Consider the following 25,472-nt stretch of genomic DNA (forward strand, 5'->3'; position numbering starts at 1 on the left):
ATTTAATGTAACAAACGACGATTATGATTTGAATCAATTGAAAATAATTCAATAGCTTTGGTAAGTACAATTTTTATTGAAATATATGGTAGGAGGAAAAGGAATGCTTAATAAAATAATTTTAATTACTGGTGGCACAGGTTCGTGGGGACATGAACTTATAAAACAACTATTAGAAAAATCGCCGAAAGAAATTAGGGTTTTTTCAAGGAATGAAACAGTTCAGTTTGAAATGCAGCAACAGTTTATAAATGACGATAGATTAAAATTTATTATTGGAGATATTCGTGATAAAGACCAACTAGTCTATGCTTGCCAAGGTGTACATTATGTATTCCATCTTGCAGCTTTAAAACATGTTCCAGTATGTGAGTATTATCCTTATGAAGCTATAAAAACAAATATACATGGTACGCAAAATGTGATTGAAGCATCAATCCAGAAGCAAGTTGAGAAAGTTATATATGTTTCAACTGATAAAGCGGCCGACCCATCAAATACGTATGGGATGACAAAAGCAATTGGTGAAAAGTTAATGGTTCATGCGAATGTGCAAACAAAGAAAACAAAATTCATTTGTGTTCGTGGTGGAAATGTTTTAGGGACGAGTGGAAGTGTGGTACCGCTTTTTAAAAAGCAAATTAAAAAGTCTTCACAGGTAGGGATTACTGATGAAAATATGACTAGATTTTTCTTAACAATTGAAGATGCTGTTGGATTGTTATTTAAAGCAGCATCTGAAGGAAGAGGAGGGGAGATCTTTGTTATGAAAATGCCAGCGTGTAAAATAACGGATTTAGCAAAAGTGTTGATTGAAGATTCGAAAAAAGAAAACGTGAAGATAAAAGAGGTAGGGATAAGACCTGGTGAAAAATTAAGTGAAATGCTTTTATCTGAGGTAGAGAGTAAAACAAGTATAAGTTTTGATCAAAATTATTTTGTGGTACTACCGACTATTCCCATAGAAGGACTTCAAGAATATTATGCTAGTTATCCGCTTGTGGATGTGAAGAGTTTTAGTTCTCAACAAGACTTACTTGCAAAACATGAGGTGAAACAAATGTTAGAAAAAGGAGGATTTTTACTATGAAAAAAAATGCGAGCCTTTTAATAACTGGTGCAAATGGCTTTACAGGACGCCATGCTTGCCAATATTTTTTAGACAAGGGCTTTCATGTAATTCCCATGTTTCAAAATCGTTCACATAGAGAAAAATGCAGGAATGGAATTACTTGTAATTTAACTAATAAGAGCGAAGTAATGAAGGTAATTAAACAAATAAAGCCAGACTATGTATTGCATTTAGCAGGAAGGAATTCGGTCATAGAGTCTTGGACAGCTGCTCTTGAATACATGGAGATTAATGTAATAGGGACGTTATATTTATTAGAAGCAATTAAGCAAGAAGCACCACATTGTAGAACATTAGTTATAGGATCTGCATTGCAAGCAGATAGTATGAACAACATAAAAGTTTCAAATCCATATAGTTTAAGTAAAACTATGCAAGTAATCGTCGCAGAGGCTTGGGGTGGATTAATGAATTCAAATATTATCATTGCAAAGCCCTCGAACTTAATTGGTCCAGGAGTATCGAATGGTATTTGTTCTATTCTTGCAAAAAAAATGATAGATATAGAGTCGGGTAAAAGTGAACCAATTATTGAAGTAAACAGTTTGAAAGATAGTAGGGACTTTCTAGATGTACGTGATGCAGTTATAGCGTATCATGTGTTATTGCGTGATGGTATAAATGGAAAAGAATATAATATTGGGTCAGGAGTAAAACGATCTTTATTAGATGTATTAGAACAATATAAAGGATTAACACAGCAGAACTTTACTATAAAAGAAACAGAGAATTTTGAGGATGACTCAAATAAAAGTTTAGTGTTAGAGGATATAAAAAAGTTAGGTTGGGTCCCAAAAATCCAATTTCATCAATCATTAAAAGATGTACTTGAGTATGCGAAGCGCAGTGACATCTGCATTCAATGAAAAATAAAAAAGGGTGTAAGAAGTATATGAATGGTTATGAAGCAATAGATAATCAAAATACGCTATTACTTTCGATTGTTGATACGCTGGATTGGAAAGATGAAGAAGCGCATGTGTTGCACCTCTATGAGGCAATAAATCAATATCGAGCGTATGTGGAAGGAAAAAAGGTTGATCGAATAAAGCCAGCACTAGAGACAAGAACTAGGCATGTGATTCAAGTTTTTGCTCAGTATGAGTGTAGTGAGTATGGAAATGATTTTTATGAACTCATCAAAGATCTTTTACAAGATATAGGACTTGAGTTGAAGATATATATAAATAATAGTAAGCATATTTACATTTGAAAGATTAATATAAAGCTAGATTTTTAATGATAAAGGTGGATATAGGTTATGAGCAAAACGATTCTTTTTACTGGGGGCGGTACAGCCGGACACGTTATGATTAACATTGTATTGATTCCTAAATTTATAGAAAAGGGATGGAGAGTCGAGTATACTGGATCTCAAAATGGGATTGAAAAATTATTAGTTCAAAATGTTAAGTATAATAGTATTTCAACCGGGAAGCTTAGGAGATATTGGGATTGGGAGAACTTTAAAGATCCTTTCAAAATTATACAAGGTTGTTTACAAAGTTATAAATTAATTAAGAAAATGAAGCCTGACGTTATCTTTTCTGCAGGAGGATTTGTTTCAGTTCCTGTAGTTATAGGGGCATGGTTAAATCGTGTACCTATAATAATACGTGAACCAGATAGTACGTTAGGGTTGGCAAATAAAATAGCATTACCTTTTTCTAAAAAACTATGTACAACATTTCCTCAAACAGGGGGTAATGTAAGTAATGAGAAGAAGGTTTATGTAGGGCCAATTGTAAGGGAAGAAATTGAGAGAGGTAACGTATTACGAGGAAGAGGCTATTGTAAATTTCAGCAAAATAAACCGGTATTGTTAATAATGGGTGGGAGTCAAGGTGCTAAGTGGATAAATGATATGGTAAGGAAAAGTTTAGATACATTAATATTAAATTTTAATATTGTTCATATGTGTGGTAAAGGGAAGGTGGACTCAGCTATTGGAATGGAAGGTTATATGCAATTTGAATATATAGGGGAAGAGTTACCGCATATACTGAATATGGCAAGTGTTGTAGTTTCCAGAGCGGGTTCTACTGCTATTTCTGAATTGTTATTTTTGAAGAAACCGATGTTGCTTATTCCTTTAACTAATGGTTCCAGTAGAGGGGATCAAGTTTTAAATGCTGACCATTTTTCTAGGCAAGGATATGCGGAAGTTTTACTTCAAGATAGAGTAAACACTAGTACATTTACACATGCAGTAAACCAGCTATATGCAAATAAGGAGAAATATGTTCAAAACATGAATGGATATAAGAAAACAAATGATGAGGGGATTCATCAATTAATAGATTTAATAAATGAAGTGGTGAAATAATAGGGGGTTAAATGGAAAAACAAAAGGAAAGAAGGTATCTTCTTTCCTTTTGTTTTTCAAATTTATTATTATGTAGCCTATTATATTCTGTATAGAGCTATATACTATGGACGAATACCGTTTTCTAGCAGCTTAGTAAATGCATTTGTATAAATAGGTTTACTGTAATAATAACCTTGAATAAACTGACATTTATTTTTTTGAAGGAAATTCACGTGTTCTTTCGTTTCTACACCTTCAGCAATGACAGACATTCCTAATGTATGTGCTAATGTGATGATCGTTTTAATGATTTCCATTCCATCTTCACACGTTTCAGACATTGTAATAAATTCTCTCGGGATTTTTAACGTATCGATGGGATATAAAGGTAAGTAGGCTAGCGAAGAATAGCCTGTACCAAAGTCGTCGATTGAAATGTAAATCCCTAAGTTTTTTAGTGTACGCAGTTTTATCAATGTTTCTCGCTCATCCATCATTGCAATTCGTTCTGTTAATTCAAGATCGAGAGAACTTGCTGGTAAACCTGTAGTTGCTAAAGTAGAAGAAATAGACTTTACAAAACCTTCTTGTTCAAATTCTTTAGCAGATAAATTTACTCCTATTTTTAAATGTGAATATCCGAGTGCGTGCCAACGTTTCATTTGCTGACAGGCTTGCTGTAATGTCCATTTTCCTATTGGAATAATTTGTAGTGTTTCCTCGGCAATCGGAATAAATTCATATGGAGAAATAACACCTAATTCGGGATGGTTCCATCTGATTAAAGCTTCAGCACCGATAATTTTATTAGATTCACTATCAACCTGAGGTTGATATAAAAGGAATAATTCTTCATTTTGAATTGCATTTGGTAAATCTTTCTCTAATTTTAATCGTCTTTCAATTTTTTTAGCGATTACATCGTCATAAATAGAGACAGAGTTAAGCTCTTTTTCCTTAGCATCATACATTGCAACATTAGCGTTTTTTAAGAGTGTAGCAGTATCGATTCCACCAGATGGATATATAGCAATCCCGATACTAAGTGATAAAGTTAATTTATGCTCATGTATGACAAACGGTTTTTTCATGCTTTCAAATAGTTTGTTACATAAATGTAATAAGGAATCTTGGTCTATATAGTTTTCGATTAAAATTGTAAATTCATCGCCACCGATTCTTGACACATGAGTATGTGATGGAAGACATGATTGGAAACGTTTTGCTACTTCTTCTAATATGTAATCACCTGACGAATGTCCTAGTGTATCGTTAATTACTTTAAAGCGGTCTAAATCTAAATATAATAATGCGAACTCACTTTGTGCTGTTTTAGCATTTTTTATAACTTTTCTTAATTTCTTATGGAAAAAGGCACGGTTCCCAATTTTCGTTACCGTATCATGGAATGCTAAATATTTTATTTCTTCTTGTTGTTTTTTGAGCGCAGTAATATCCTTTACCATAATATAGCTTCCTGAAATTTGTCCATCTATCATAATAGGAACGATGGTAACGTATAAAAAATAAGTAAAGCCATCTTTATATTGAGAACTAAGTTGTAAAGATGCTGATTCTTGTTGTTTAACCTTTTCTAATGCAGATGCTAGTTTATGTTTATCTTCTTCTAAAATAATCGAAAAACATGTTTCACCAAGTAACTCGTTCGTTGGTGCTCCAAGTAGTATACTCCCAGCTTTATTTACATTTAAGAATATTCCATTTAAATCAATCGTAAAAATAGGATCAGGGTGATACTCATATAAAGATTTGAATTTTTGTTGTTTTTGAGATAAAGCCTCTGATTTTTGGACTAAATCAGAGGTTCTTAAAGTAACTTTTTCTTCTAGTTGAGCATTAAATGCCTGTAAACGTTTTGTTAGGGAATTATTTTGCATATGTACAATAGAATGACGGATGAGTACGAAAACAAAAGTAATACAATTTCCTGTAATGAGAGTTGAAGATGATGTTTGTTCTTTTAAGGTAAACCAGATTAGTATTGCAACAGCAAGATAGGGAAATACGACTAATACTTTTTTTCCTAGTATAGGGTTTACAATGAAATAATTTTTATGACTATTATAATCTTCTGAAATAGCCCCAGCTATTGCGATAAGTAATATAGGTATTCTATATAAAAGACGTAATGATGTTATCGTGTCAGTTGATAAATGGTTATGTAAGTAAAAATAAATATAGTTAAAAGTTGCAGAACTTATTAATACAAAAATAAAAATATAAATTTTCCGCTTGGACTTAAAAATTGTTGGACGGAAAAAGAGACTAACACCTAGTAGAAGAAATAATAGATCTGCAATTGGATATAGAAATGAAAGGAAAACATCTCCGAGTGAAAGTGAGAATATATTTAAATCTGGCTGATTAAATAAATACCATTCTAATGTGAATATGGAAGTAAGTACTATACATATATCACAAATAAAGAACGCCTTTTCCCATTTATTGCATTCTTTTAAGATTTTATAGCAGAAAGCGATAAGACAGAAGAATAGAAAAAACATGTAAAATACATCAGAAACAGTAAAATGATGTAATGGAAATTCGAAAAAGTTAGCTTGATACGTATATACTATTTTTCCTAATAAAAAACTACCAATTGCTATTGTAATACATATCCAAAAAGGATTTGAACTAACTCTTTTAGAATATATAGAGTATATTAGTGATACAAATGTAATGGCTTCAACGATGAGTGAAGCGAAGCGTACATTGAAATTTGAAAAATGAGTAGGGAACAGAAAGAAAAACATAAAATAGATTGAATAGCATATTAATGTTGTGATTAATATACATAGTTGTAAATTTTTATTTAATTTCAATAAAATCACCTTCTTTAAGTATGTACTATATTCGTAATATCTATACATATTAATATTACTTAAGGATTGTATCAGATTTCCTTATAAAAAACATGATTATAAGGAAAAAATGAAGAGTATGATACTTCTTAAAATTGAAAAAGTATTGAGTTCAATAATTTTTAGTTTATAAGGAATGCAGATAGAATTTGTATATTTAGTCATCCTTTAGATTTTAAAGGTTTTTTAGTGATTTGCAAGCGGAGATGTAAAATTGCATATAAAGTGATGGGAACTTCTCTCTAGATGAGGGGAGTTTTTCGTTATTATAGAGTATTAAGTAAGACCTTTGTATGTACCTATTCTCATACTAATGAGGGATTAAAGAAACGTGTTAATTATATACAATAATATGTAATACAGTAATTAATTTTTAATATGGAGGGAAAATCATCATGAAATGGGTGAAGTTTAGAATAGCACGTCCAACTGATAAATTTGAAGAGGTTATAGCATTCTATGAAAAAGGGTTAGGTTTAAAACGTATAGGTGAATTCTACGATCATGAAGGCTATGATGGGATCATGTTCGGTCTACCAGATGAAGAGTATCATTTAGAATTTACAAGACATATAGATGGGAGCCCTTGTCCGGCTCCAACAAAAGACAATTTACTTGTATTTTACATGCGTGAAGATAGTGAAATGAAAAAATTGAGTAAAAGGCTGCATGCAATGGGATACGATGAAGTAGAACCAGAAAATCCATATTGGAAAGATAAGGGGATAACGATAGAGGATCCGGATGGTTGGAGAATTGTGTTAATGAAAATAGACGAACAGCTTAGCAAAGTTCATAAAATAGTTTAAAAGAAGAATTAATATTTTGATTGTACGCAAGTTTTGAGACGGCAAAGATTAAAATAAGTAATTAACTTATAAATATTTTCAAGGAGGACTTATGAATACATACATCTATATGGTTAGACATGGTGAATCACCAAAATTAGAAGGAAATGAAAGAACACGTGGATTAACTGAGAAGGGAACTTTAGATGCCCATAAAGTAACTGAGATATTAAAAACAGAGGGGATTGATACTTTCATTTCAAGTCCGTATAAGAGGGCTATGTTAACAATAGAAAAGTTAGCTAATTTCCATGAAAAAGAAATAGTAGTATATGAAAATCTCAAAGAGTGTAGGTTTTTAAGTGAGGATAAGATTATATCAGATAAGGAAGTGTATCCACTCGTAAAGAAGATGTTCTCTAATCCAGATTTCACACTAACTGGAGGAGAGTCGTATGTGGATTGTCAGAGAAGAGTAGTGAAAATATTAAAAGAAATATTAATAGATTTTCAAGGACATAAAATTGTAATTGGTACACATGGGCTTGTCATGACATTGATGATGAACTATTTTGATAACCAATATGGGCTTGAATTTTTAATGAATACATCAAAGCCAGACGTATATAAGCTGGAATTTAAAGACGAGCAATTAATAAATATAGAGAGAGTATGGAGAGAGAAATGAAATGGATTATATGGAGTGTGTTTTAAAAATTACTTTTAAAACACACTCTTTTTTTGAAGAGAAATAGTTTTTATCAACTATTTTTAGAATGTTAAATTAATAAGTAATTATTCAGCTTTTGAATAATCCATTGGAAAATTGGTTTAGAGAAACAATTTTAAATGTGACAAAACTCCAAACGCTGGATTTATATTCAATAGGAGAAAAAAATGTAGAATTTTGTCTTACTGTACACGTTTACTTTTCATTTCTTAACATATAGGCTTTGTGGTGTAAGGGGGGACACCGCCTTTACACTAAAATTATAAGGAGGTCATTGTGATGAAAAAAATGAAAAAATTTGCAGGAGTAGCTCTAGCGGGTTCAATTGGATTAAGTGGATTACTTTTTTTAGAACCAAGTGTAAGCGCTGCAGAAACAATGCAAGTGAAAGAGGAGAAGTTCAATGCTATTAATGTAGCGATGAATCAAAGTGAATCTTATTTATTGAGTGGTAGAAGTATTGATATTCTTTCAGGAGATAAAGAAGCGGTACAATTAAGTAATTATACAGTTCAGTTCAATAAACCAGGTAAGTATGTTATTAGAGTAAATGGTTGTATTTATAATGATGTATATACTTTTATTGTGAATGAGTAGTATATGCTCTTGATGTTTAATTAAATATATATTATCGGATGAAAAAAGAAACACCCTATTTGCGGTGGGAATCGTAAATAGGGTGAATTATTTGTAAGAAAGTTAATGAAAAGAGTAATTGGTATTAAGTTATGTTTTATATATTTTCATTAATTTGCTCTTTGTTTTTGCTATGTAAAGTATGTAAGAGTGTTTGAAATACTTTAAATGATTGCTGAAAGATTGGACTTTGAATAAAAGTGTATAGAAAAGTTACGATGAAAACAGGACCTCCTAGCATATATCCAATAACTAGTACAACGCATTCTACAATGATTCGAGCCCGGCTAATAGACAATCCAGTTTTGTCAGAAATAGTAAGCATGAATCCATCGCGTGGTCCAGCACCAATTCCAGCCGCAACGTACATACCGCCCCCAATACCTGTAATTACAATACCAGAAAACAAAATGAATAAATTTATCCATAAATAATCAGTAGCGTTTGGAAGGATGTTTGATTGTAAGAAAAAGTCCATAATAGGGCCGATAAGCATTGCATTTAAAAATGTGCCTACGTTTATATATTTTGGATCTACTAGTAAAGAAATAAGTACGAGGCATAACCCGCATATAACACTCCAAGTACCAAGTGTCCATCCGAATCGTTCATAGAGAGCCATATTTAAAACTTCCCAAGGATGTAACCCGAGGAATTTAACTTTGACTGCAAGAGCATTTCCAAGGCCAAAGAAAATTAATCCTAAGAAAAAAAGAAAATAGCGAAAGAGAGTTAGCCTCATCTTTAAAACCTCCCATATTTTATAATTATGTATGTTACCTGTTAAGGTTTTAATGTACAAATATTATGTCTTTTTATAATTCGTTTAAAATTGTTAACAATGTAAATGAATTATACATCTTCACAGTCAAAAAAGTTAAAATATTTCGTATTAAGGATTATAATGGAGAGAGAAACATAAAAGGGAGTGAACGAACTTGAAACAAGAACTTATTGAAAGATTTACGAGATATGTAAAAATTGATACACAATCAAATGAAGAAAGCCATACAGTGCCAACAACACGAGGACAGATTGAATTTGGTAAGTTATTAGTAGAAGAGTTACAAGAGATTGGATTATCAGAAGTGACGATGGATGACAATGGTTATGTAATGGCGACACTTCCTGCTAATACGGACAAGGATGTTCCTGTAATAGGATTTTTAGCACATTTAGATACAGCGACAGACTTTACAGGGAAAAATGTAAAACCACAAATCCATGAAAATTTTGAGGGTAATGCGATTACGTTAAATGAAGAATTAAATGTTGTGTTAACACCTGAACAGTTCCCAGAATTACCATCATATAAAGGACATACAATTATTACAACTGATGGTACAACACTTCTTGGAGCAGATGATAAAGCTGGTCTTACAGAAATTATGGTGGCAATGAATTATTTAATACATAGTCCGCAAATTAAACACGGGAAAATAAGAGTAGCATTTACGCCGGATGAAGAAATTGGCCGTGGACCATCGCATTTTGATGTAGAAGCGTTTGGTGCATCCTTTGCCTATACGATGGACGGAGGTCCATTAGGTGGTTTAGAATATGAAAGTTTTAATGCTGCAGGTGCTAAGTTAACGTTTAACGGAACGAATACACATCCTGGAACAGCGAAAAATAAAATGCGTAACGCAACTAAACTTGCTATGGAGTTTAATGGACATCTACCGGTGGAAGATGCACCAGAATATACGGAAGGTTATGAAGGATTTTATCATTTACTTTCTTTAAATGGTGATGTTGAGCAAAGTAAAGCGTATTATATTATTCGAGATTTTGATCGTGAAAATTTTGAGGGACGTAAAAATAACGTTGAAAATATTGTGAAGCAAATGCAAGAAAAGTATGGGCAAGATGCGGTCGTTTTAGAAATGAATGATCAATACTATAACATGCTTGAAAAAATTGAACCAGTGAGAGAAATTGTTGATATTGCATATGAAGCGATGAAAAGTTTAAATATCGAACCGAACATTCACCCGATTCGTGGTGGAACAGATGGATCACAATTATCATATATGGGATTACCGACGCCAAATATTTTCACTGGTGGTGAAAACTACCACGGTAAATTTGAGTATGTTTCGGTAGATACTATGGAAAAAGCTGTTCAAGTTATTGTAGAAATCGCAAGACGATTTGAAGAACAAGCCTAAAAAAGAACCGAGTAGTACGAATGTGCTACTCGGTTCTTTTTAATATAGCACGCGCCACAAATAAAAAGTTGCATAAGATTCCCAATTTGTCCAATTTGTCGCAAAGTCTTTTATTTCATTTTTAGTCGGTTTATTTTCGGAACCTTTTATAAATTTAATTGCATTATGTAGACCAACATCATCAATTGGAAAGGCTGAAGGGAAGCGTAAACAGCGCATTAAAACATAGTGGGCAGTCCATGGTCCTATACCATGGATAGCGGTTAATTGTTTTTCAGCAAGCTTTACATCTTGTGTTTGTAGTAATGATTCTTTTGATAGTTTCCCTTCTGTAATAAGCTTCGCAATACCGATTAAATATTCACATTTTTTAGTCGTCATTTTTAATTTTTTAAGATCCTCTACATGTAAATTTGCAATTGTTTCAGGTGATGGAAATATCCTATGTTTTTTATCGTTCCATTTTACGTAACTTCCAAATTGTTCAACCAATCTTCTTTTTAGCGTATAAGCATATGCGAGGTTAATTTGTTGACCGATAATTCCCCAGGAAAGTGCTTCAAATAAATCTGGAATACCTAATGTGCGAAGCCCATAATACTCTTGAATAGGGCCTTGAAGGAGTGGGTCATGTTTAGCTAATGTATAAAAGGGAGCTAAATCGGTAGTTAAATCAAACCACTCTTTTACATAGTTAACTACAGCATCGCATACCCATTTTTCAGAGTTATAGGATTCTTCTAAAAAACGTATTTGAATATTTCCGTCAGTATTTATACTAATTTTAACTAAAGGATTTACATGTTCAACAGGGATGACTTTATAAATTTTGTTATCTTCAATGTGAAACATACATTCATTGTTAGAACGTGATAGATAGCGTAAGTTTTCTTGGAAATTAAATTCTTTTGGAGCTGCTAAAGTCAATGCGCTATTATATTCTGCTGTCATATGAATTCCACCTGTAACTTTTCTAATGTAAGCAATTCCTCCTTCATTTCTAATCCCCCTCTAAAACCAGTTAATTTTCCATCTTTTCCTATAACGCGATGGCAAGGAATTGTAATAAGAAGTGGGTTGGCAGCAATAGCAGAAGCAACGGCGCGTACAGCTGTAGGTTTTTGGGTTTTTTCTGCAATTTCTGAATAAGAATATGTTTTTCCGTAAGGGATTTCACGTATCGTATTCCAAACAGATAATTGAAATTCAGTTCCGTAAGCATCAATAGGCAATGTGAAGGTTTCTCGCTTATTTTCTAAATACTCGATAATTTCTTTCGTATATGTTTGCAGGTAATATGGATTGCGAGTCAATATATGTTGTGGCAGTTTTTTTCTAGCCCACACATTTAGTTCTTCAAAATTTTCGTCTTGAGATCCAATGAAACATAGTCCATTTTCAGTTGCAGCAATATGCAAGCGCCAATTTTCATGTGTAAGTAGCATCCAATATAAAGATTTATTTTTATAGGAATTCATTATTGTATCCCTCTTTCATTTCGTTCTTTTTTCGATATTCAGTAGGAGTAAATCCGGTTTTCTTTTTAAATAAAGTTGCGAAATACTCCGAGTTTTCTATCCCGACAGCAGTACTAATTTTCTTAACAGATTGATTTGTATGTGAAAGATATTCTGCCGCTTTAACAATCCTAAATTGTTGTATATATTCTATTGGACTTATTCCTGTCATTCTTTTGAAAGTGCGTTGTAAATGAAAAGGGCTACCGTGACAAACTTCCGCAAGTATGTCGAGAGTTAGTGCGTTGTCATAATGCTTTTCGATATAGTCTTTAATTTGTTCTACCCACTCCTCATTAGGTAAAATGATCCCATTTGGTTTACAACGTTTGCACGGACGAAAGTGTTCATGTAATGCTTGCTCTGCATTTAGAAAAATTCGTACGTTGTTTTTATTCGGTATTCTTGATTTACACGATGGCCGGCAAAAGATCCCGGTTGATTTCACAGCATAAAAGAATTTGTTATCATATGAAGAATCATTATGAATAATTGCTTGCCAATACTCACTCGTTAGCGTAAATCCTTCATTGTGCAAAGAACATCACCTCTGAAATTAGTATAACCTGAATAAAGTGCGTATGTACGTATTCAAAAATGTAAAAGCAAGATTACAAAGATGAAAATATGCTTGTTTTTCTATTTTGTGATAGCATGAAATTTGGAAGTGAACATCAAGAGGAGGACTATAAGTGAAGTTAATTTCATGGAATGTAAATGGTTTGCGAGCAGTTATCGCAAAAGGTGGATTTTTAGAATATCTAGAAGAATCCAATGCAGATATATTTTGTTTACAAGAGATTAAATTACAAAGTGGACAAATTGATTTAAATCCAGAGGGATACTATACATACTGGAATTACGCTGTGAAAAAAGGCTATTCAGGAACGGCTATTTTTACGAAACAAGAACCAATTTCTGTTACATACGGTTTAGGAATTGAAGAGCATGATCAAGAAGGACGAGTTATTACATTGGAATTCGATGATTTTTATTTGATAACACTGTATACACCAAACTCCAAACGAGGATTAGAACGTTTAGATTACAGAATGAAATGGGAAGACGATTTCCGGGCGCATATTAAGCGATTAGATGAAAAGAAACCGGTTATTTTCTGTGGAGATTTAAACGTTTCTCATAAAGAAATAGATTTGAAAAATCCAAAAAGTAATCGCAAAAACCCTGGATTTTCTGATGAAGAAAGGGAGAAGTTCACACTTGCTTTAGAAGAAGGGTTTGTTGATACGTATCGTTATCTTTATCCTAACCAGGAAGGAGCATACTCTTGGTGGTCATATCGTATGGGAGCAAGAGCGAAAAATATTGGATGGCGTTTAGATTATTTTGTTGTCTCGGAAAGAATAAAAGGTCAAATAATAGATGCGAAAATTAACAGTGAAGTAATGGGATCAGACCATTGTCCAGTTGAATTGCATATAAATTTCTAAAAAAAGAAGTATCTTCCTGATAGCAGGGATACTTCTTTTTTTATTCAATTTGTTAAAACTTTTCAAATCATTCTTGAAATAATTTAATATTAAATATATACTTAGTAACGATAATCATTATCACTGAAAGTGATTATCAACGGATGGGGTGTAAAAAAGAATTATAGTTTAGGGGAAGTGAACGAGAATGAGTTCCGGATAAAATCATTAATCTAATGAAATATATGTATGGGACAAGTTTCATGTAGTTAAGTTTTTATATAAAAATAATCTATTTACAGATTTCGAGAGGAGATATATAAAGATGAACAAGAAATTATTTACATTAGGGATGGTAACAGTTTTAAGTGTAGGTTTAGCAGCATGTAATAGTGCAGATAAAACTTCAGGAGAACAAAAACAACAAACAAAGGCTAGTGAGACGAAAAAAGACGAAAAACGAAAAATTACATATTTAGGTAAAGAATATACAGTGCCAGCAAAAGTAGATAAAATTGCGACAGCTAGTTTAGAGTCAATGGAAGATGCGGCAGTACTTGGAATTAAACCAGTTGGAGCGATTACTGTAGGTGGTAAATTACCAAAGTATCTTGAAAAAGATTTAGAAGGTGCAAAATCTGTAGGAGAGAAAATGGAACCGAATTTCGAAACATTACTTCAATTAAAACCAGATGTTATTACATCAAGTACGAAATTCCCAGCAGAAACAGCTGAGAAGTTTACGAAAGTAGCTCCTACATTCCCGGTATCACACGTTTCAACAAATTGGGAAGATAACTTAAAGTTAATGGGAGAACTAACTGGTAAAAAAGATAAAGCAGAAAAAATTATTAAAGACTATAATGCGGACGCTGAAAAAGCAAAAACAAAACTTGGAGATAAGTTAAAAGATAAAAAAGTACTTGTCATTAGACTAAGAGCAAACGACCTATTCCTATACCCAGAAGGAGTATACTTTAATCCTGTCATTTATAAAGATCTTGGATTAACTGCTCCAGAACAACTTAAAACTGTAAAAGCACAAGAAAAGATTTCTTTAGAAAAACTTGCTGAAGTTAATCCGGATTATATCTTCTTACAATACGAGGCAAGCGAAAATAATAAACCAAAAGTGCTAGAAGACATTGAAAAAAATCCAATTTGGCAAAGTATGAATGCTGCGAAGGAAAAGAAAGTATTTGTAAACGTTGTAGATCCGATGGCGCAAGGTGGTACAGCTTGGAGTAAAACAGCATTCTTAAAAGAAGCAGTAAAAAATTTATCTAAATAATACAATAGGTAAGGTGCGTTGAATGATATGCAGAAAACTAATGCAGTACCAGTAACTATATTATGTATAGCACCCATATTCATCTTATTTACAGTTATACTTTCTATTTTGTATGGGGCAAAAAGTATTGATGTTGAAACAGTGTGGAACGCATTATTTCATTTTGATTCAAGCGATGTAGATCATAATATTATTATTACTTCACGTTTACCAAGGGTAGTTGCAGCTCTTTTAGTCGGAGCATTTCTAGCCATATCAGGAGCACTTATGCAGGGGATGACAAGAAACTATCTTGCATCCCCTTCTATTATGGGTGTGACGGATGGTGCAGCTTTTGTTATTACACTTTGCATGATTTTTCTTCCGGGAATGTCATCGATTGGTATGATTTTATGTTCAATGATTGGTTCTGCACTAGGAGCCGGTATCGTGTTTGGTTTTGGTTCGCTCCTTCAAAATGGCTTATCCCCTGTTAGGTTAGCGATTATAGGAACAGTTATTGGAACATTTTTAAGCAGTGTATCGGCTGCTATGGCCTCATATTTCCAAATCTCTCAAAATGTTAGTTTTTGGTTTAATGCAAAATTAGATCAAGTGGACCCTAATATAATTAAAATCACGATACCTTTTGGGATAATTGGGATAGTTTTAGCGCTGTTAATATCAAAATCTATTACCATTCTTTCTTTAGGAGAAGAGGTTTCTATTAATCTAGGGCAGCGTACAAAATTAGTTAAAGCGATGGCCATTTTATCAGTAATTTTTTTAACAGGAACGGCAGTCGCTTTAGTGGGGAAAGTTGGTTTTGTAGGCTTAATTATTCCACACATTACTCGTTTTATAATTGGGGTAGACTATAAATGGATTTTGCCATGTGCAGGCGTTATTGGTGGAGTTTTCTTAGCATTATGTGATGTTTTAAGTAGGTTTGTAAATTATCCATTTGAAACGCCAATTGGAGTTGTTACATCTTTAATTGGAATTCCTTTCTTCCTTTATTTAATCCGTACAAGAGGAGGAGAGAGACATGCCTAAAAGTTCAAGTAGGCGTTTTGGAATGACGATGGGGATTATTATATTTTTAATTTTTGGTGCTATCTATATTAGTTTAACGAATGGTACGTTCGATATTACGATTACAGATGTATTTAAAACACTTTTTCGAATTGATCCAGTACCAGAACATGATTTAGTTATTTTTGATTTTCGTCTTCCGCGCATTGTAATTGCTGGATTAGTAGGATTAGGCCTCGGCGTTGCGGGTGCTGTAATTCAAGGGATTACGAGAAATGGATTGGCGGACCCAGGTATTTTAGGAGTGAATGCCGGGGCAGGTACAGCAATCGTAATTTTTATGTTTTTCTTTCAAGGGCAATTAAAGAGCACAGACTGGGTTTCTATAATGATGATGCCGATGTTTGGCTTAATAGGTGGATTAGGTGCAGCGATAATAATTTATCTGTTTTCTTGGAAAAACGGTAAGCTAGACTCGCAGCGACTTTTATTAACAGGGATTGCAATTGGATCAGGATTTGGAGCCTTTTCTATGTATTTATCACTCAAAATGAAGTCAACTGATTTCGAGATGGCTGCAGTGTGGGTGTCTGGAAGTATATATAGTGCAAACTGGAAATATATTGTTGCTATGTTGCCGTGGCTTATTATCTTAATTCCTCTTATACAAAGGAAAGCTTATTTATTAGATTTATTCCAATTGGAAGAAACGAGTATTACAAGTTTAGGTGTTTCAGTAGAAAGAGAGAAGTCTGTTTTACTATTAAGTAGTATCGGACTTGTGAGCGCATGTGTTGCTGTTTCAGGAAGTATTGGTTTCATCGGATTAATGGCACCGCATATAGCGAAAAGACTTGTCGGAATTCAGCATAAGCACATAATACCTACGTGCGGAGTAATTGGAATGTTTCTCGTAATTGCTTCAGACTTTATTGCAAAAACAGTTTTCACACCTGTAGAGTTACCAGTTGGAATTGTTATTTCTATTGTCGGTGTACCGTATTTCTTATATTTACTTTATAAGGCGAAAGCGTAAGAGGGGGAATAAAAGTGAGTATTTTAAGTGCAAAAAACTTAGAAGCAAATTATGAAAAACTTACAGTGTTTCGCGATTTAAATGTGGAAATACAAAAAGGAAAAGTAACGACAATTATCGGTCCAAATGGGTGTGGGAAATCAACACTATTAAAAACGATGGGACGAATTTTAAAACAAAAAAGCGGTAAAGTATATTTACAAGGCCAAGATTTAAACACGATTTCAACGAAAGAAATCGCGAAACAGTTAGCTTTACTTCCGCAAAATCCAATTGCCCCGGGAGAGATTAAGGTAGAAGAGTTGGTTTCTTATGGGCGTTACCCACATCGAAATAACGTAAATAAGCTAACAGCAAAAGATAAAGAGATGATTGATTGGGCATTAGATATAACGAAAACATCTGCGTTTCGAACGAGACAAATTGCAAACTTATCAGGTGGACAAAGACAAAAGGTGTGGCTAGCGATGGCTTTAGCACAAGAGACTGAAGTTTTATTATTAGACGAGCCAACGACATACCTTGATATGTCACACCAATTAGATGTACTGCAAATCGTGGAGAAATTAAATAAAGAACATAATTGTACGGTCGTAATGGTACTGCATGATATTAACCATGCAGCGAGATTTTCAGATGAAATTATTGCAATGAAAGAAGGGGAAATTGTTACAACTGGTAGCCCAGAAGAAATAATTACAAATGAAGTATTAAAAGAAGTATTTCATATTGATGCGCGTGTCATGATTGATCCGTATAATGGGTCTCCTGTTTGTTTCGGCTACGATAGCGTTGTATCTCACGAAGAGAAAGTAGAAATATATGTAACAAGTTAACAAAGGGGGATTTACAATGAATACTACTATTGAAAAACAGCAGATTGTTACATCTAATACAGAACAGTGGAAAATGTATTCAAAATTAGAAGGTAAGGAATATCAAATTCATATTTCAAAACCGAAGCAGCCAGCACCGGATTCAGGTTATCCTGTCATATATGTATTAGATGGAAACGCATTTTTTCAAACATTCCACGAAGCGGTTAAAATACAGTCAGTTAGAGCGGAAAAAACAGGTGTTTCACCAGCTATTATAGTAGGTATTGGTTATCCAATTGAAGGGGCATTTTCAGGAGAAGAAAGATGCTATGATTTTACGCCTATTGTAATTTCAAAAGATGCTCCTTTAAAACCGGATGGCAAACCGTGGCCTAAAACAGGAGGGGCACCTAACTTCTTTACATTTATTGAAGAAGAATTGAAACCACAAATTGAAAAAAGTTTTGAGATTGATAAGGGAAAGCAAACGTTATTTGGGCATTCTTTAGGTGGTCTATTTGCTTTACATATACTGTTTACAAACGTAAATGCCTTCCAAAATTATTTTATTAGTAGCCCATCTATTTGGTGGAATAACCAATCCGTGCTTAAAAAAGAAGAGAACCTTATAAATGAATTAAATAATGCTAAGTTTGAAACAGGGGTATTCCTTACAGTTGGATCATTGGAGCGAGAGCATATGGTTGTAGGTGCAAATGAATTATCAGAGCGCCTTCTCCAAGTAAAACACGATCAGTTTAGATTTAAGTTTTATGAAGCTGAAGGGGAGAATCATGCATCTGTTGTGCCGACTTCTTTAAGTAAAGGATTAAGATTTATTAGTCATTTATAGAAGAATTAATAGCATAAAAAAGAATCCCATATTATGTGGGATTCTTTTTGTTATATAGACATATTTAAAGTATTAACCAAAAACATTCAAATAAACATTTGAATGTTTTTGGTTAATAAGGTATACTGTATACATAATCAAATATATACTTGAATAAGAGGTGTTACTTATGAAAGAAGAACATTGTGAACTTTGTTATCACGATGAGCAAAAAGTAAAGCATGCAAGTGACATGTTGGAGAAAGAAAATATAAGTAGTGTAGCGAAAATGTTTAAGGCACTTGCAGATGAAACACGTTTGAAAATTGCTTATGCGCTGTATACGGAAAATGAGCTTTGCGTACGAGATGTCGCAAGTATTATTCATAGCAGTATTGCAACGGCATCGCATCATTTAAGACTGTTACAAACAATAGGATTAGCAAAAAAGCGTAAAGAAGGAAAACTTGTTTTTTATTCATTAGATGATTCTCATGTAAATGGATTAATTGAATTGGCGTTTAGTCATAGTAGTGAAATGAACAAGAAAGAATTCAATAAGTAATCGTGCATTTTCATAAAGATATTTCTTTATGAAAATGCAACTTTAAAAGGAGAGGAGATAATAAGTATGATTAAGCTCGTTTTAATAAGACACGGACAAAGTGAATGGAATGTTGAAAATCGGTTTACAGGCTGGACAGATGTAGACTTATCAAATGCTGGTCTTCGAGAAGCAAGAGAAGCTGGAGAGATTTTGAAAGCCGATGGATTTTCATTCGATATAGCATATACATCTGTTTTAAAAAGAGCGATGCGTACTTTGTGGATTACTCTTGAGGAAATGGATTTGATGTGGATACCTATTCATAAAACCTGGAAATTAAATGAGAGACATTACGGTGCACTTCAAGGATTAAATAAAGAAGAAACAGCGAGAAAATATGGTGATGAGAGAGTAACTTTATGGAGACGTTCAACAAATGTACGCCCACCAGCTCTTACAAAAGATGATGAGAGATATGAAGCGGCACATCCGAAGTATAGAGATTTAAAAGAAAATAAGTTTCCCCTTACAGAAAATCTAGAAGATACAGAAAAACGAGTTGTTTCATATTGGGATGAAGAAATAGCCCCTAATTTAAAAGATGGAAAAAAAGTGATTATTGCAGCGCATGGAAATACAATACGAGCTTTAGTAAAACATTTAGATCAAATTTCAGATGAAGATATAGAATATGTAAACATTCCAACAGGAACACCATTAGTTTATGAATTAGATAACGATTTAAAACCGATATGTCATTATTATTTAAGGGGAAAAGGAGAAGTGATGGAAAGAAAAATAGTGTAAAATAATCATTTTGATATACCCTACCTTAGTATTGTATGAGATTAATGGAGGTAACAAATATTGTTACATTATACTGTTGTAAATAAAGAAACTTGTGAATCATGTGGATTATGCCGCTCTATAGCACCAGATATATATCAATTGGATTGTAAAAGTAAAGCATTTGGTGCATTAGATCACAATGAAGGAATAATTGGAATTCCAACTACATTTTTGAATGCAATGGTGGCAGCATATGAAAGTTGTCCGACAAATTCGATTCGAGTAGGAAAAGAGTCGTTTGAAAATCAAAAATTAGAAAATGGTATGAGAATGGATTAAAGCCGCATTTCTATATTAATAAAAGCAATAGACAGATAGAAGTGGTGAACTTCAGAACAAATGTTAATAGATTAATAAAAGGAGGAATTTATATGGGACATCATCACGGTCACCAACATCATGGGCATTCCCACGGACATCATCATTTTGAAGAGAGTAGAGAAGGGAATAAGAAAGGTTTAATTACGGCATTAGTAATTACGGCAATTATTATGTTTCTTGAATTTTTTGGAGGACTAGTTACAAATAGTTTAGCCTTATTATCTGATTCAGGACATATGTTAAGTGATACAAGCTCGTTATTATTAAGTTTAATTGCCATTGGATTAGCAGCTAGAACAGTTACTTCTACAAAAACGTATGGATATTATCGTTTTGAAATTTTAGCTGCATTAATTAATGGAATTACATTATTTGTTGTGGCGGGACTTATCGTGTGGGAAGCAATCGGAAGGTTTTTTGAACCACCAACTGTAGCGAGTGGTCCAATGATGTTAATCGCATCAATTGGTTTACTAGCAAATTTAATTAGTGCATGGGCTCTTATGAGACAAGGTGATGTGAAAAATAACGTCAATTTACGTAGCGCATATTTACATGTTCTTGGAGATGCTTTAGGTTCAGTTGGTGCGTTAGTAGCTGGTGCACTTATGTCTTTATTTTCATGGTATATTGCAGATCCAATTATCTCAGTAATTGTAGCGCTATTAATTTTAAAGAGTGCATGGGGAGTAACAAAACATTCCATTCATATACTTATGGAGGGTACACCTGTTTCAATTGAGATAGAACAAGTTAAGCAAGCTATTAAAGAAGTAGATGGTGTACGTGATATACACGATCTCCACATTTGGACAATTACATCAGGATTAGATGCATTAAGTGTCCATGTAATGATCGATAAAAAACAGGACGATCAAGAAGTGCTTCAAAATATTATTACTATGTTAAAACAGGAGTTCCATATTGAACATGCTACAATTCAAATTGAAACGCTTAAGATTAAGCATAGTGAAATGGTCATTTAATAAAATTCAACAAAAAGGCTATGGAGGAAATTCTCCATAGCCTTTTTGTTCACGTAAGTAGAATTGTCCTTTTTGAACGTTTTGTTTCAACTTTTCGTCTAAAGAGACAAAAAGTTGTCACAATTCCGTCGCAATTAGCATAAACATAAAATAGACGAAATGAACTTACTTCCAAAAGGCTTGGTTAATTCAATTTATGATTAGTAAAGCTGAAAAAGCGCGGATTAAAAGTTCACTATATTCTCAAGGAGGTAGATCGTATGAAAACTATTCTTGCTATCGCTGGGCTTATTTGGGTTTTATCACATGGCATTCCAATTTATGAAGGAGAACAAATTCGCAGTGCTCTGAATAAAAATTTTAATGAATATCATATCATTGATCGGCAAGATAATGTTGTGACAGTTCGAGTGAATGATTGTTTTCATACGGTAACCGTTGAAGGAACTTCTGTAGTGAATGATACAAAAGTATGCGATCAACAATAATTATATATAGGAAGAAAAAAGTCTCAATTTAGATATGTAAAGATTGAGACTTTTATATTTGTGAAACATTAATAAGCGGGGACGGACAATCCCCGCTTATTGATGTTTCATTTTATTGAATTTTGAGGGGAGATGTAATGCTTTTTTGAGAAAAAGGGAAGGGTATAATGATAATTGGGACTGAGAAGCTAATAATGTGTTAAGAATAATCATAAAGAGGAAATATACTCATATGGGGTATCATACATAGATATTTAATGCTATAATTGGTATACTCGTAAAAGTAATTGTTTTATTGGATGAAGAGAAACTTTGAGAAGGTGATAATATGGATCATAAAGAGCATGAATCAGTAACACATAGATCAGAAAAAGAAAAAGAACAAATTATAAATAGATTAAAGAGGATTGAAGGCCAAGTCCGTGGTATTCAAAACATGATTGAAAATGATCGTTATTGCGTTGATATTTTAGTTCAAATTTCTGCGATTAATGCAGCGATGAAAAAAGTAGGAATGGGTGTCTTAAAAAACCATACAAGTCATTGTGTTTCAGGAGCTATTAAAGATGGTAATGGTGACGAAGCAATTGAAGAATTAATGACAGTATTTGAACGTTTTTCAAAAGCATAAAGGCCAAGCTAGTATTTAATTAGCTTGGCTTTTTCTTTATATAGGGGAAGGGATTACAAATTCATAATTGGAGCAAAGAAATAAAGAGTTTAGAAAAAATTTAAAATCATGATACAAAACCATTGATTACCTTAGGGGGGTATGGTAAGATGTAGTTGTGATAAACAAACAATGAAGAAACAAGAGGAGGATTTTAAATGGAACAGTTAACATTACAAGTTGAAGGTATGTCTTGTGGCCATTGTGTAAATTCTATTGAAAGTAATGTGAAAGAACTAAATGGTGTTGAACAAGTAAAAGTACAATTAGCAGAAGGAACAGTTGAAGTTACCATTGACTCATCAATCATTACTTTAAAAGATATTGTTAGTGTAATCGAAGAGCAAGGATACGATGTTATATAAAAATTTTTAAATACTGGAATAAATCGTACTTTAAATAAAGTGCGATTTATTTTGCTAAAAAATATACCTCTTGAGGGTATATGGTAGGGGTGAATGAAATGAATGAGAAAAAAGAGGCCAATCTTCAAATATCAGGAATGACATGTGCCGCATGTGCGAATAGAATTGAAAAAGGTCTTAAAAAAGTAGAAGGTGTTCAAGCGGCAAATGTAAATTTTGCGCTTGAAAAAACAAAAATTTTGTACGATCCCACTCAAACAAATCCGCAACAATTTAAAGAAAAAGTTGAATCGTTAGGATATGGAATTGTAAGTGATAAAGCTGAGTTTACTGTTTCGGGAATGACATGTGCAGCATGTGCGAATAGAGTAGAAAAGCGTTTGAATAAGCTAGAAGGTGTGAATAAAGCGACAGTAAATTTTGCTTTAGAATCGGCTACAGTTGACTTTAATCCTGATGAAATCAGTGTAAATGAAATGAAGAGCGCGATTACAAAGTTAGGATATAAATTAGAAGTAAAATCAGATGAGCAGGATGCATCAACTGATCATCGATTACAAGAAATTGAGCGACAAAAGAAGAAATTTATCATTTCATTTATTTTATCATTCCCGTTATTGTGGGCAATGGTGAGCCACTTCTCATTTACATCGTTTATTTATTTACCTGATATGCTTATGAATCCTTGGGTGCAGCTAGCTCTTGCAACTCCAGTACAGTTTATAATTGGAGGCCAGTTTTATATTGGTGCTTATAAAGCGTTACGCAATAAAAGTGCCAACATGGATGTTCTCGTGGCACTTGGAACCTCTGCAGCGTATTTCTACAGTGTGTATTTAAGCATTCAATCAATTGGTTCTTCGGAACATATGACAGATTTATATTTTGAAACGAGCGCAGTACTTATTACATTAATTATTTTAGGTAAATTATTTGAGGCAAAAGCAAAAGGACGTTCATCAGAAGCTATTAAAAAATTGATGGGATTACAGGCGAAAACTGCTACAGTTGTACGAGATGAAACAGAAATAAAAATTTTAATCGAAGAAGTGGTAGCAGGTGATATCGTCTATGTAAAACCTGGTGAAAAAATCCCGGTAGATGGGGAAATTGTAGAAGGAAAATCAGCGATAGATGAATCGATGTTAACAGGTGAGAGTATTCCAGTTGATAAAACAATTGGGGATGTAGTAATCGGTTCTACAATGAATAAAAATGGATTTTTAAAAGTTAAGGCAACTAAAGTAGGAAGAGACACTGCATTAGCACAAATTATTAAAGTAGTAGAAGAGGCTCAAGGTTCGAAAGCTCCTATTCAAAGGGTAGCGGATCAAATTTCAGGTATTTTCGTACCTGTTGTAGTTGGGATTGCTATTATCACTTTTGTAGTATGGATGGTATTTGTTACACCTGGTGATTTTGGAGGAGCACTTGAGAAAATGATAGCAGTACTTGTTATTGCTTGTCCATGTGCTTTAGGTCTTGCAACACCTACATCTATTATGGCGGGATCAGGAAGATCAGCTGAACATGGTATTTTATTTAAAGGTGGAGAGCATCTAGAAGCGACACATCGATTAGATACGATTATTTTGGATAAAACAGGTACAGTTACAAATGGAAAACCAATATTAACAGACGTAATTGTAGTAGATGGATTCCATGAAAAAGAAATACTATGTTTAGTAGGTGCGGCAGAAAAAAACTCTGAACACCCACTTGCAGAAGCGATTGTAGAAGGAATTAAAGAAAAGGGAATTGATATCCCAAGTTCAGAAACGTTTGAAGCAATTCCTGGATTTGGTATTGAATCGGTTGTCGAAGGAAAACAATTATTAATTGGTACACGCCGATTAATGAAAAAATTCAATATTGATATTGAAGAAGTTTCTAAATCAATGGAAGAACTAGAGCGAGAAGGAAAAACAGCAATGCTTATTGCGATAGATAAGGAATATGCTGGGATTGTTGCCGTTGCAGATACAGTAAAAGATACTTCAAAAGCAGCAATTGCAAGGCTTAAGAAAATGGGTCTCGATGTCGTTATGATTACAGGTGATAATACACAAACTGCTCAGGCAATTGCCAAGCAAGTTGGTATTGATCACGTAATTGCAGAAGTATTACCAGAAGGAAAAGCAGAAGAAGTGAAAAAACTTCAAGCTAGTGGTAAGAAAGTAGCGATGGTTGGAGATGGAATTAATGATGCTCCTGCTCTTGCTACAGCAGACATTGGAATGGCAATTGGAACAGGGACAGATGTAGCAATGGAAGCAGCGGATATTACATTAATCCGTGGTGACTTAAATAGTATTGCCGATGCCATCTTTATGAGTAAAATGACGATTAGAAATATTAAGCAAAATCTATTCTGGGCGTTAGCCTATAACGGCCTAGGAATCCCAATTGCAGCACTTGGTTTCTTAGCTCCTTGGGTTGCGGGTGCAGCGATGGCGTTTAGCTCTGTATCAGTCGTATTAAATGCATTAAGATTGCAAAGAGTTAAATTAAAATAATAAAAATTTTAATTTATAGAGTAATTGAATATGCTTTTATACAAAAAACAATACTTTGAATAAGTATTGTTTTTTGTTCGTATAGAAAGAAAAAAGATATAATATAGCAGAAATAGAAGTGATAGCTTGATGAGGAGATTTATAT

At 33.3% G+C, this 25,472-nt stretch carries 27 protein-coding genes; 22 read left to right on the forward strand and 5 right to left on the reverse strand.

The window, feature by feature from the left end; translation table 11 throughout:
* The first annotated feature begins 103 nt into the window (after nt 1-103).
* The 4 genes from ACFVQC_RS06120 to ACFVQC_RS06135 are packed head-to-tail and all read left to right on the forward strand — an operon-like array spanning nt 104 to nt 3,458.
* On the forward strand, nt 104-1,090 hold the full coding sequence (locus ACFVQC_RS06120; RefSeq protein WP_105585393.1) for a UDP-N-acetylglucosamine 4,6-dehydratase family protein: 987 nt from the start codon (nt 104-106) through the stop codon (nt 1,088-1,090).
* Complete coding sequence (locus tag ACFVQC_RS06125) at nt 1,087-1,998, forward strand: SDR family oxidoreductase (protein ID WP_377897680.1); 912 nt, start codon at nt 1,087-1,089, stop codon at nt 1,996-1,998. Before ACFVQC_RS06120 ends, ACFVQC_RS06125 begins: the two co-directional genes overlap by 4 nt.
* Nucleotides 1,995-2,345, forward strand: coding sequence for a DUF6572 domain-containing protein (locus ACFVQC_RS06130; RefSeq protein ID WP_377892147.1), 351 nt, complete (start codon nt 1,995-1,997; stop codon nt 2,343-2,345). Before ACFVQC_RS06125 ends, ACFVQC_RS06130 begins: the two co-directional genes overlap by 4 nt.
* 48 nt (nt 2,346-2,393) lie before the next feature.
* Complete coding sequence (locus tag ACFVQC_RS06135; protein ID WP_377897683.1) at nt 2,394-3,458, forward strand: undecaprenyldiphospho-muramoylpentapeptide beta-N-acetylglucosaminyltransferase; 1,065 nt, start codon at nt 2,394-2,396, stop codon at nt 3,456-3,458.
* A gap of 104 nt (nt 3,459-3,562) precedes the next feature.
* Here the strand turns inward: ACFVQC_RS06135 and ACFVQC_RS06140 are convergent, their stop codons facing one another.
* On the reverse strand, nt 3,563-6,283 hold the full coding sequence (locus ACFVQC_RS06140; protein ID WP_377897684.1) for a sensor domain-containing protein: 2,721 nt from the start codon (nt 6,281-6,283) through the stop codon (nt 3,563-3,565).
* Nucleotides 6,284-6,714: 431 nt separating this feature from the next.
* Between ACFVQC_RS06140 and ACFVQC_RS06145 the strand changes: the two genes are divergently transcribed.
* From ACFVQC_RS06145 to ACFVQC_RS06155, 3 genes are all read left to right on the forward strand, one after another.
* Complete coding sequence (locus ACFVQC_RS06145) at nt 6,715-7,131, forward strand: VOC family protein (protein WP_377892154.1); 417 nt, start codon at nt 6,715-6,717, stop codon at nt 7,129-7,131.
* A 91-nt stretch (nt 7,132-7,222) separates the two neighbouring features.
* Nucleotides 7,223-7,798 (forward strand): histidine phosphatase family protein, encoded by a 576-nt coding sequence (locus ACFVQC_RS06150; protein ID WP_377897686.1) that lies wholly within the window; start codon nt 7,223-7,225, stop codon nt 7,796-7,798.
* Nucleotides 7,799-8,119: 321 nt separating this feature from the next.
* Nucleotides 8,120-8,437, forward strand: a complete 318-nt coding sequence (locus ACFVQC_RS06155; protein ID WP_002146163.1) for a hypothetical protein — start codon at nt 8,120-8,122, stop codon at nt 8,435-8,437.
* Between the two features lie 136 nt (nt 8,438-8,573).
* On the opposite strand, the gene ACFVQC_RS06160 is transcribed toward ACFVQC_RS06155, so the two are convergent.
* Entirely contained in the window at nt 8,574-9,218 is a 645-nt protein-coding gene (locus ACFVQC_RS06160) for a YczE/YyaS/YitT family protein (RefSeq protein WP_377892158.1), read from the reverse strand.
* Between the two features lie 196 nt (nt 9,219-9,414).
* Here ACFVQC_RS06160 and pepT point away from each other — a divergent pair, with 196 nt between their 5' ends.
* Nucleotides 9,415-10,647: a peptidase T gene (gene pepT, locus ACFVQC_RS06165; protein ID WP_377897688.1), complete on the forward strand. Its 1,233-nt coding sequence runs from the start codon at nt 9,415-9,417 to the stop codon at nt 10,645-10,647.
* Nucleotides 10,648-10,686: 39 nt separating this feature from the next.
* On the opposite strand, the gene ACFVQC_RS06170 is transcribed toward pepT, so the two are convergent.
* Genes ACFVQC_RS06170 through ACFVQC_RS06180 form a run of 3 tightly spaced genes read right to left on the reverse strand, consistent with a single transcriptional unit; the run spans nt 10,687 to nt 12,702 of the window.
* Nucleotides 10,687-11,598 (reverse strand): DNA-3-methyladenine glycosylase 2, encoded by a 912-nt coding sequence (locus tag ACFVQC_RS06170; RefSeq protein ID WP_377897689.1) that lies wholly within the window; start codon nt 11,596-11,598, stop codon nt 10,687-10,689.
* A complete protein-coding gene (locus tag ACFVQC_RS06175) occupies nt 11,595-12,125 on the reverse strand; it encodes a methylated-DNA--[protein]-cysteine S-methyltransferase (RefSeq protein WP_377897691.1) in 531 nt (176 codons plus the stop codon). Before ACFVQC_RS06175 ends, ACFVQC_RS06170 begins: the two co-directional genes overlap by 4 nt.
* Nucleotides 12,112-12,702, reverse strand: a complete 591-nt coding sequence (locus tag ACFVQC_RS06180; protein WP_377892168.1) for a bifunctional transcriptional activator/DNA repair enzyme AdaA — start codon at nt 12,700-12,702, stop codon at nt 12,112-12,114. The genes ACFVQC_RS06175 and ACFVQC_RS06180 overlap by 14 nt, the downstream gene beginning before the upstream one ends.
* Nucleotides 12,703-12,856: 154 nt before the next feature.
* Between ACFVQC_RS06180 and ACFVQC_RS06185 the strand changes: the two genes are divergently transcribed.
* The 14 genes from ACFVQC_RS06185 to ACFVQC_RS06250 all read left to right on the forward strand — a co-directional run bounded on the left by ACFVQC_RS06185 (nt 12,857) and on the right by ACFVQC_RS06250 (nt 25,327).
* Nucleotides 12,857-13,615, forward strand: a complete 759-nt coding sequence (locus ACFVQC_RS06185) for an exodeoxyribonuclease III (protein ID WP_377892171.1) — start codon at nt 12,857-12,859, stop codon at nt 13,613-13,615.
* A 304-nt stretch (nt 13,616-13,919) separates the two neighbouring features.
* Nucleotides 13,920-14,885 (forward strand): iron-hydroxamate ABC transporter substrate-binding protein, encoded by a 966-nt coding sequence (locus tag ACFVQC_RS06190; protein WP_002146170.1) that lies wholly within the window; start codon nt 13,920-13,922, stop codon nt 14,883-14,885.
* A 27-nt stretch (nt 14,886-14,912) separates the two neighbouring features.
* Complete coding sequence (locus ACFVQC_RS06195) at nt 14,913-15,920, forward strand: FecCD family ABC transporter permease (RefSeq protein ID WP_377892175.1); 1,008 nt, start codon at nt 14,913-14,915, stop codon at nt 15,918-15,920.
* Nucleotides 15,913-16,935 carry a FecCD family ABC transporter permease gene (locus ACFVQC_RS06200; RefSeq protein WP_002146172.1) on the forward strand — a complete coding sequence of 341 codons (1,023 nt, stop codon included), beginning with the start codon at nt 15,913-15,915 and terminating at the stop codon, nt 16,933-16,935. Before ACFVQC_RS06195 ends, ACFVQC_RS06200 begins: the two co-directional genes overlap by 8 nt.
* Nucleotides 16,936-16,949: 14 nt before the next feature.
* Nucleotides 16,950-17,771, forward strand: a complete 822-nt coding sequence (locus tag ACFVQC_RS06205) for an ABC transporter ATP-binding protein (RefSeq protein ID WP_377897692.1) — start codon at nt 16,950-16,952, stop codon at nt 17,769-17,771.
* A gap of 16 nt (nt 17,772-17,787) precedes the next feature.
* Entirely contained in the window at nt 17,788-18,606 is an 819-nt protein-coding gene (locus ACFVQC_RS06210) for an alpha/beta hydrolase (protein ID WP_002146175.1), read from the forward strand.
* A gap of 169 nt (nt 18,607-18,775) precedes the next feature.
* Nucleotides 18,776-19,150, forward strand: coding sequence for an ArsR/SmtB family transcription factor (locus ACFVQC_RS06215; RefSeq protein ID WP_377897694.1), 375 nt, complete (start codon nt 18,776-18,778; stop codon nt 19,148-19,150).
* 66 nt (nt 19,151-19,216) lie between these two features.
* Nucleotides 19,217-19,939 carry a 2,3-diphosphoglycerate-dependent phosphoglycerate mutase gene (gene gpmA / locus ACFVQC_RS06220; protein WP_002146179.1) on the forward strand — a complete coding sequence of 241 codons (723 nt, stop codon included), beginning with the start codon at nt 19,217-19,219 and terminating at the stop codon, nt 19,937-19,939.
* 60 nt (nt 19,940-19,999) lie between these two features.
* A complete protein-coding gene (locus ACFVQC_RS06225; RefSeq protein ID WP_002066749.1) occupies nt 20,000-20,260 on the forward strand; it encodes a ferredoxin in 261 nt (86 codons plus the stop codon).
* A 92-nt stretch (nt 20,261-20,352) separates the two neighbouring features.
* Nucleotides 20,353-21,288 (forward strand): cation diffusion facilitator family transporter, encoded by a 936-nt coding sequence (locus tag ACFVQC_RS06230; RefSeq protein ID WP_377892191.1) that lies wholly within the window; start codon nt 20,353-20,355, stop codon nt 21,286-21,288.
* Nucleotides 21,289-21,548: 260 nt separating this feature from the next.
* Nucleotides 21,549-21,776 carry a hypothetical protein gene (locus tag ACFVQC_RS06235; RefSeq protein WP_000849103.1) on the forward strand — a complete coding sequence of 76 codons (228 nt, stop codon included), beginning with the start codon at nt 21,549-21,551 and terminating at the stop codon, nt 21,774-21,776.
* Nucleotides 21,777-22,104: 328 nt separating this feature from the next.
* The gene (locus ACFVQC_RS06240; protein ID WP_000349641.1) at nt 22,105-22,407 is read left to right on the forward strand and encodes a metal-sensing transcriptional repressor; all 303 of its coding nucleotides are present in this window, start codon (nt 22,105-22,107) and stop codon (nt 22,405-22,407) included.
* Between the two features lie 197 nt (nt 22,408-22,604).
* Complete coding sequence (copZ, locus tag ACFVQC_RS06245) at nt 22,605-22,811, forward strand: copper chaperone CopZ (protein ID WP_377897696.1); 207 nt, start codon at nt 22,605-22,607, stop codon at nt 22,809-22,811.
* Between the two features lie 98 nt (nt 22,812-22,909).
* On the forward strand, nt 22,910-25,327 hold the full coding sequence (locus tag ACFVQC_RS06250; protein WP_377897698.1) for a heavy metal translocating P-type ATPase: 2,418 nt from the start codon (nt 22,910-22,912) through the stop codon (nt 25,325-25,327).
* Nucleotides 25,328-25,472: the final 145 nt, after the last annotated feature.

Source organism: Bacillus sp. NPDC057893 (genome assembly GCF_042796455.1).
Classification (GTDB): Bacteria; Bacillota; Bacilli; order Bacillales; family Bacillaceae_G; genus Bacillus_A.

What these genes read in the sequence shown, in the direction of transcription:
- ACFVQC_RS06120 (WP_105585393.1), top strand. Translation starts at nt 104, where the DNA reads ATGCTTAATAAAATAATTTTAATTACTGGTGGCACAGGTTCGTGGGGA.
- ACFVQC_RS06125 (WP_377897680.1), top strand. Translation starts at nt 1,087, where the DNA reads ATGAAAAAAAATGCGAGCCTTTTAATAACTGGTGCAAATGGCTTTACA.
- ACFVQC_RS06130 (WP_377892147.1), top strand. Translation starts at nt 1,995, where the DNA reads ATGAAAAATAAAAAAGGGTGTAAGAAGTATATGAATGGTTATGAAGCA.
- ACFVQC_RS06135 (WP_377897683.1), top strand. Translation starts at nt 2,394, where the DNA reads ATGAGCAAAACGATTCTTTTTACTGGGGGCGGTACAGCCGGACACGTT.
- ACFVQC_RS06150 (WP_377897686.1), top strand. Translation starts at nt 7,223, where the DNA reads ATGAATACATACATCTATATGGTTAGACATGGTGAATCACCAAAATTA.
- ACFVQC_RS06155 (WP_002146163.1), top strand. Translation starts at nt 8,120, where the DNA reads ATGAAAAAAATGAAAAAATTTGCAGGAGTAGCTCTAGCGGGTTCAATT.
- ACFVQC_RS06160 (WP_377892158.1), bottom strand. Translation starts at nt 9,218, where the DNA reads ATGAGGCTAACTCTCTTTCGCTATTTTCTTTTTTTCTTAGGATTAATT.
- ACFVQC_RS06170 (WP_377897689.1), bottom strand. Translation starts at nt 11,598, where the DNA reads ATGACAGCAGAATATAATAGCGCATTGACTTTAGCAGCTCCAAAAGAA.
- ACFVQC_RS06175 (WP_377897691.1), bottom strand. Translation starts at nt 12,125, where the DNA reads ATGAATTCCTATAAAAATAAATCTTTATATTGGATGCTACTTACACAT.
- ACFVQC_RS06190 (WP_002146170.1), top strand. Translation starts at nt 13,920, where the DNA reads ATGAACAAGAAATTATTTACATTAGGGATGGTAACAGTTTTAAGTGTA.
- ACFVQC_RS06195 (WP_377892175.1), top strand. Translation starts at nt 14,913, where the DNA reads ATGCAGAAAACTAATGCAGTACCAGTAACTATATTATGTATAGCACCC.
- ACFVQC_RS06200 (WP_002146172.1), top strand. Translation starts at nt 15,913, where the DNA reads ATGCCTAAAAGTTCAAGTAGGCGTTTTGGAATGACGATGGGGATTATT.
- ACFVQC_RS06210 (WP_002146175.1), top strand. Translation starts at nt 17,788, where the DNA reads ATGAATACTACTATTGAAAAACAGCAGATTGTTACATCTAATACAGAA.
- ACFVQC_RS06215 (WP_377897694.1), top strand. Translation starts at nt 18,776, where the DNA reads ATGAAAGAAGAACATTGTGAACTTTGTTATCACGATGAGCAAAAAGTA.
- gpmA (WP_002146179.1), top strand. Translation starts at nt 19,217, where the DNA reads ATGATTAAGCTCGTTTTAATAAGACACGGACAAAGTGAATGGAATGTT.
- ACFVQC_RS06230 (WP_377892191.1), top strand. Translation starts at nt 20,353, where the DNA reads ATGGGACATCATCACGGTCACCAACATCATGGGCATTCCCACGGACAT.
- ACFVQC_RS06235 (WP_000849103.1), top strand. Translation starts at nt 21,549, where the DNA reads ATGAAAACTATTCTTGCTATCGCTGGGCTTATTTGGGTTTTATCACAT.
- ACFVQC_RS06240 (WP_000349641.1), top strand. Translation starts at nt 22,105, where the DNA reads ATGGATCATAAAGAGCATGAATCAGTAACACATAGATCAGAAAAAGAA.
- copZ (WP_377897696.1), top strand. Translation starts at nt 22,605, where the DNA reads ATGGAACAGTTAACATTACAAGTTGAAGGTATGTCTTGTGGCCATTGT.
- ACFVQC_RS06250 (WP_377897698.1), top strand. Translation starts at nt 22,910, where the DNA reads ATGAATGAGAAAAAAGAGGCCAATCTTCAAATATCAGGAATGACATGT.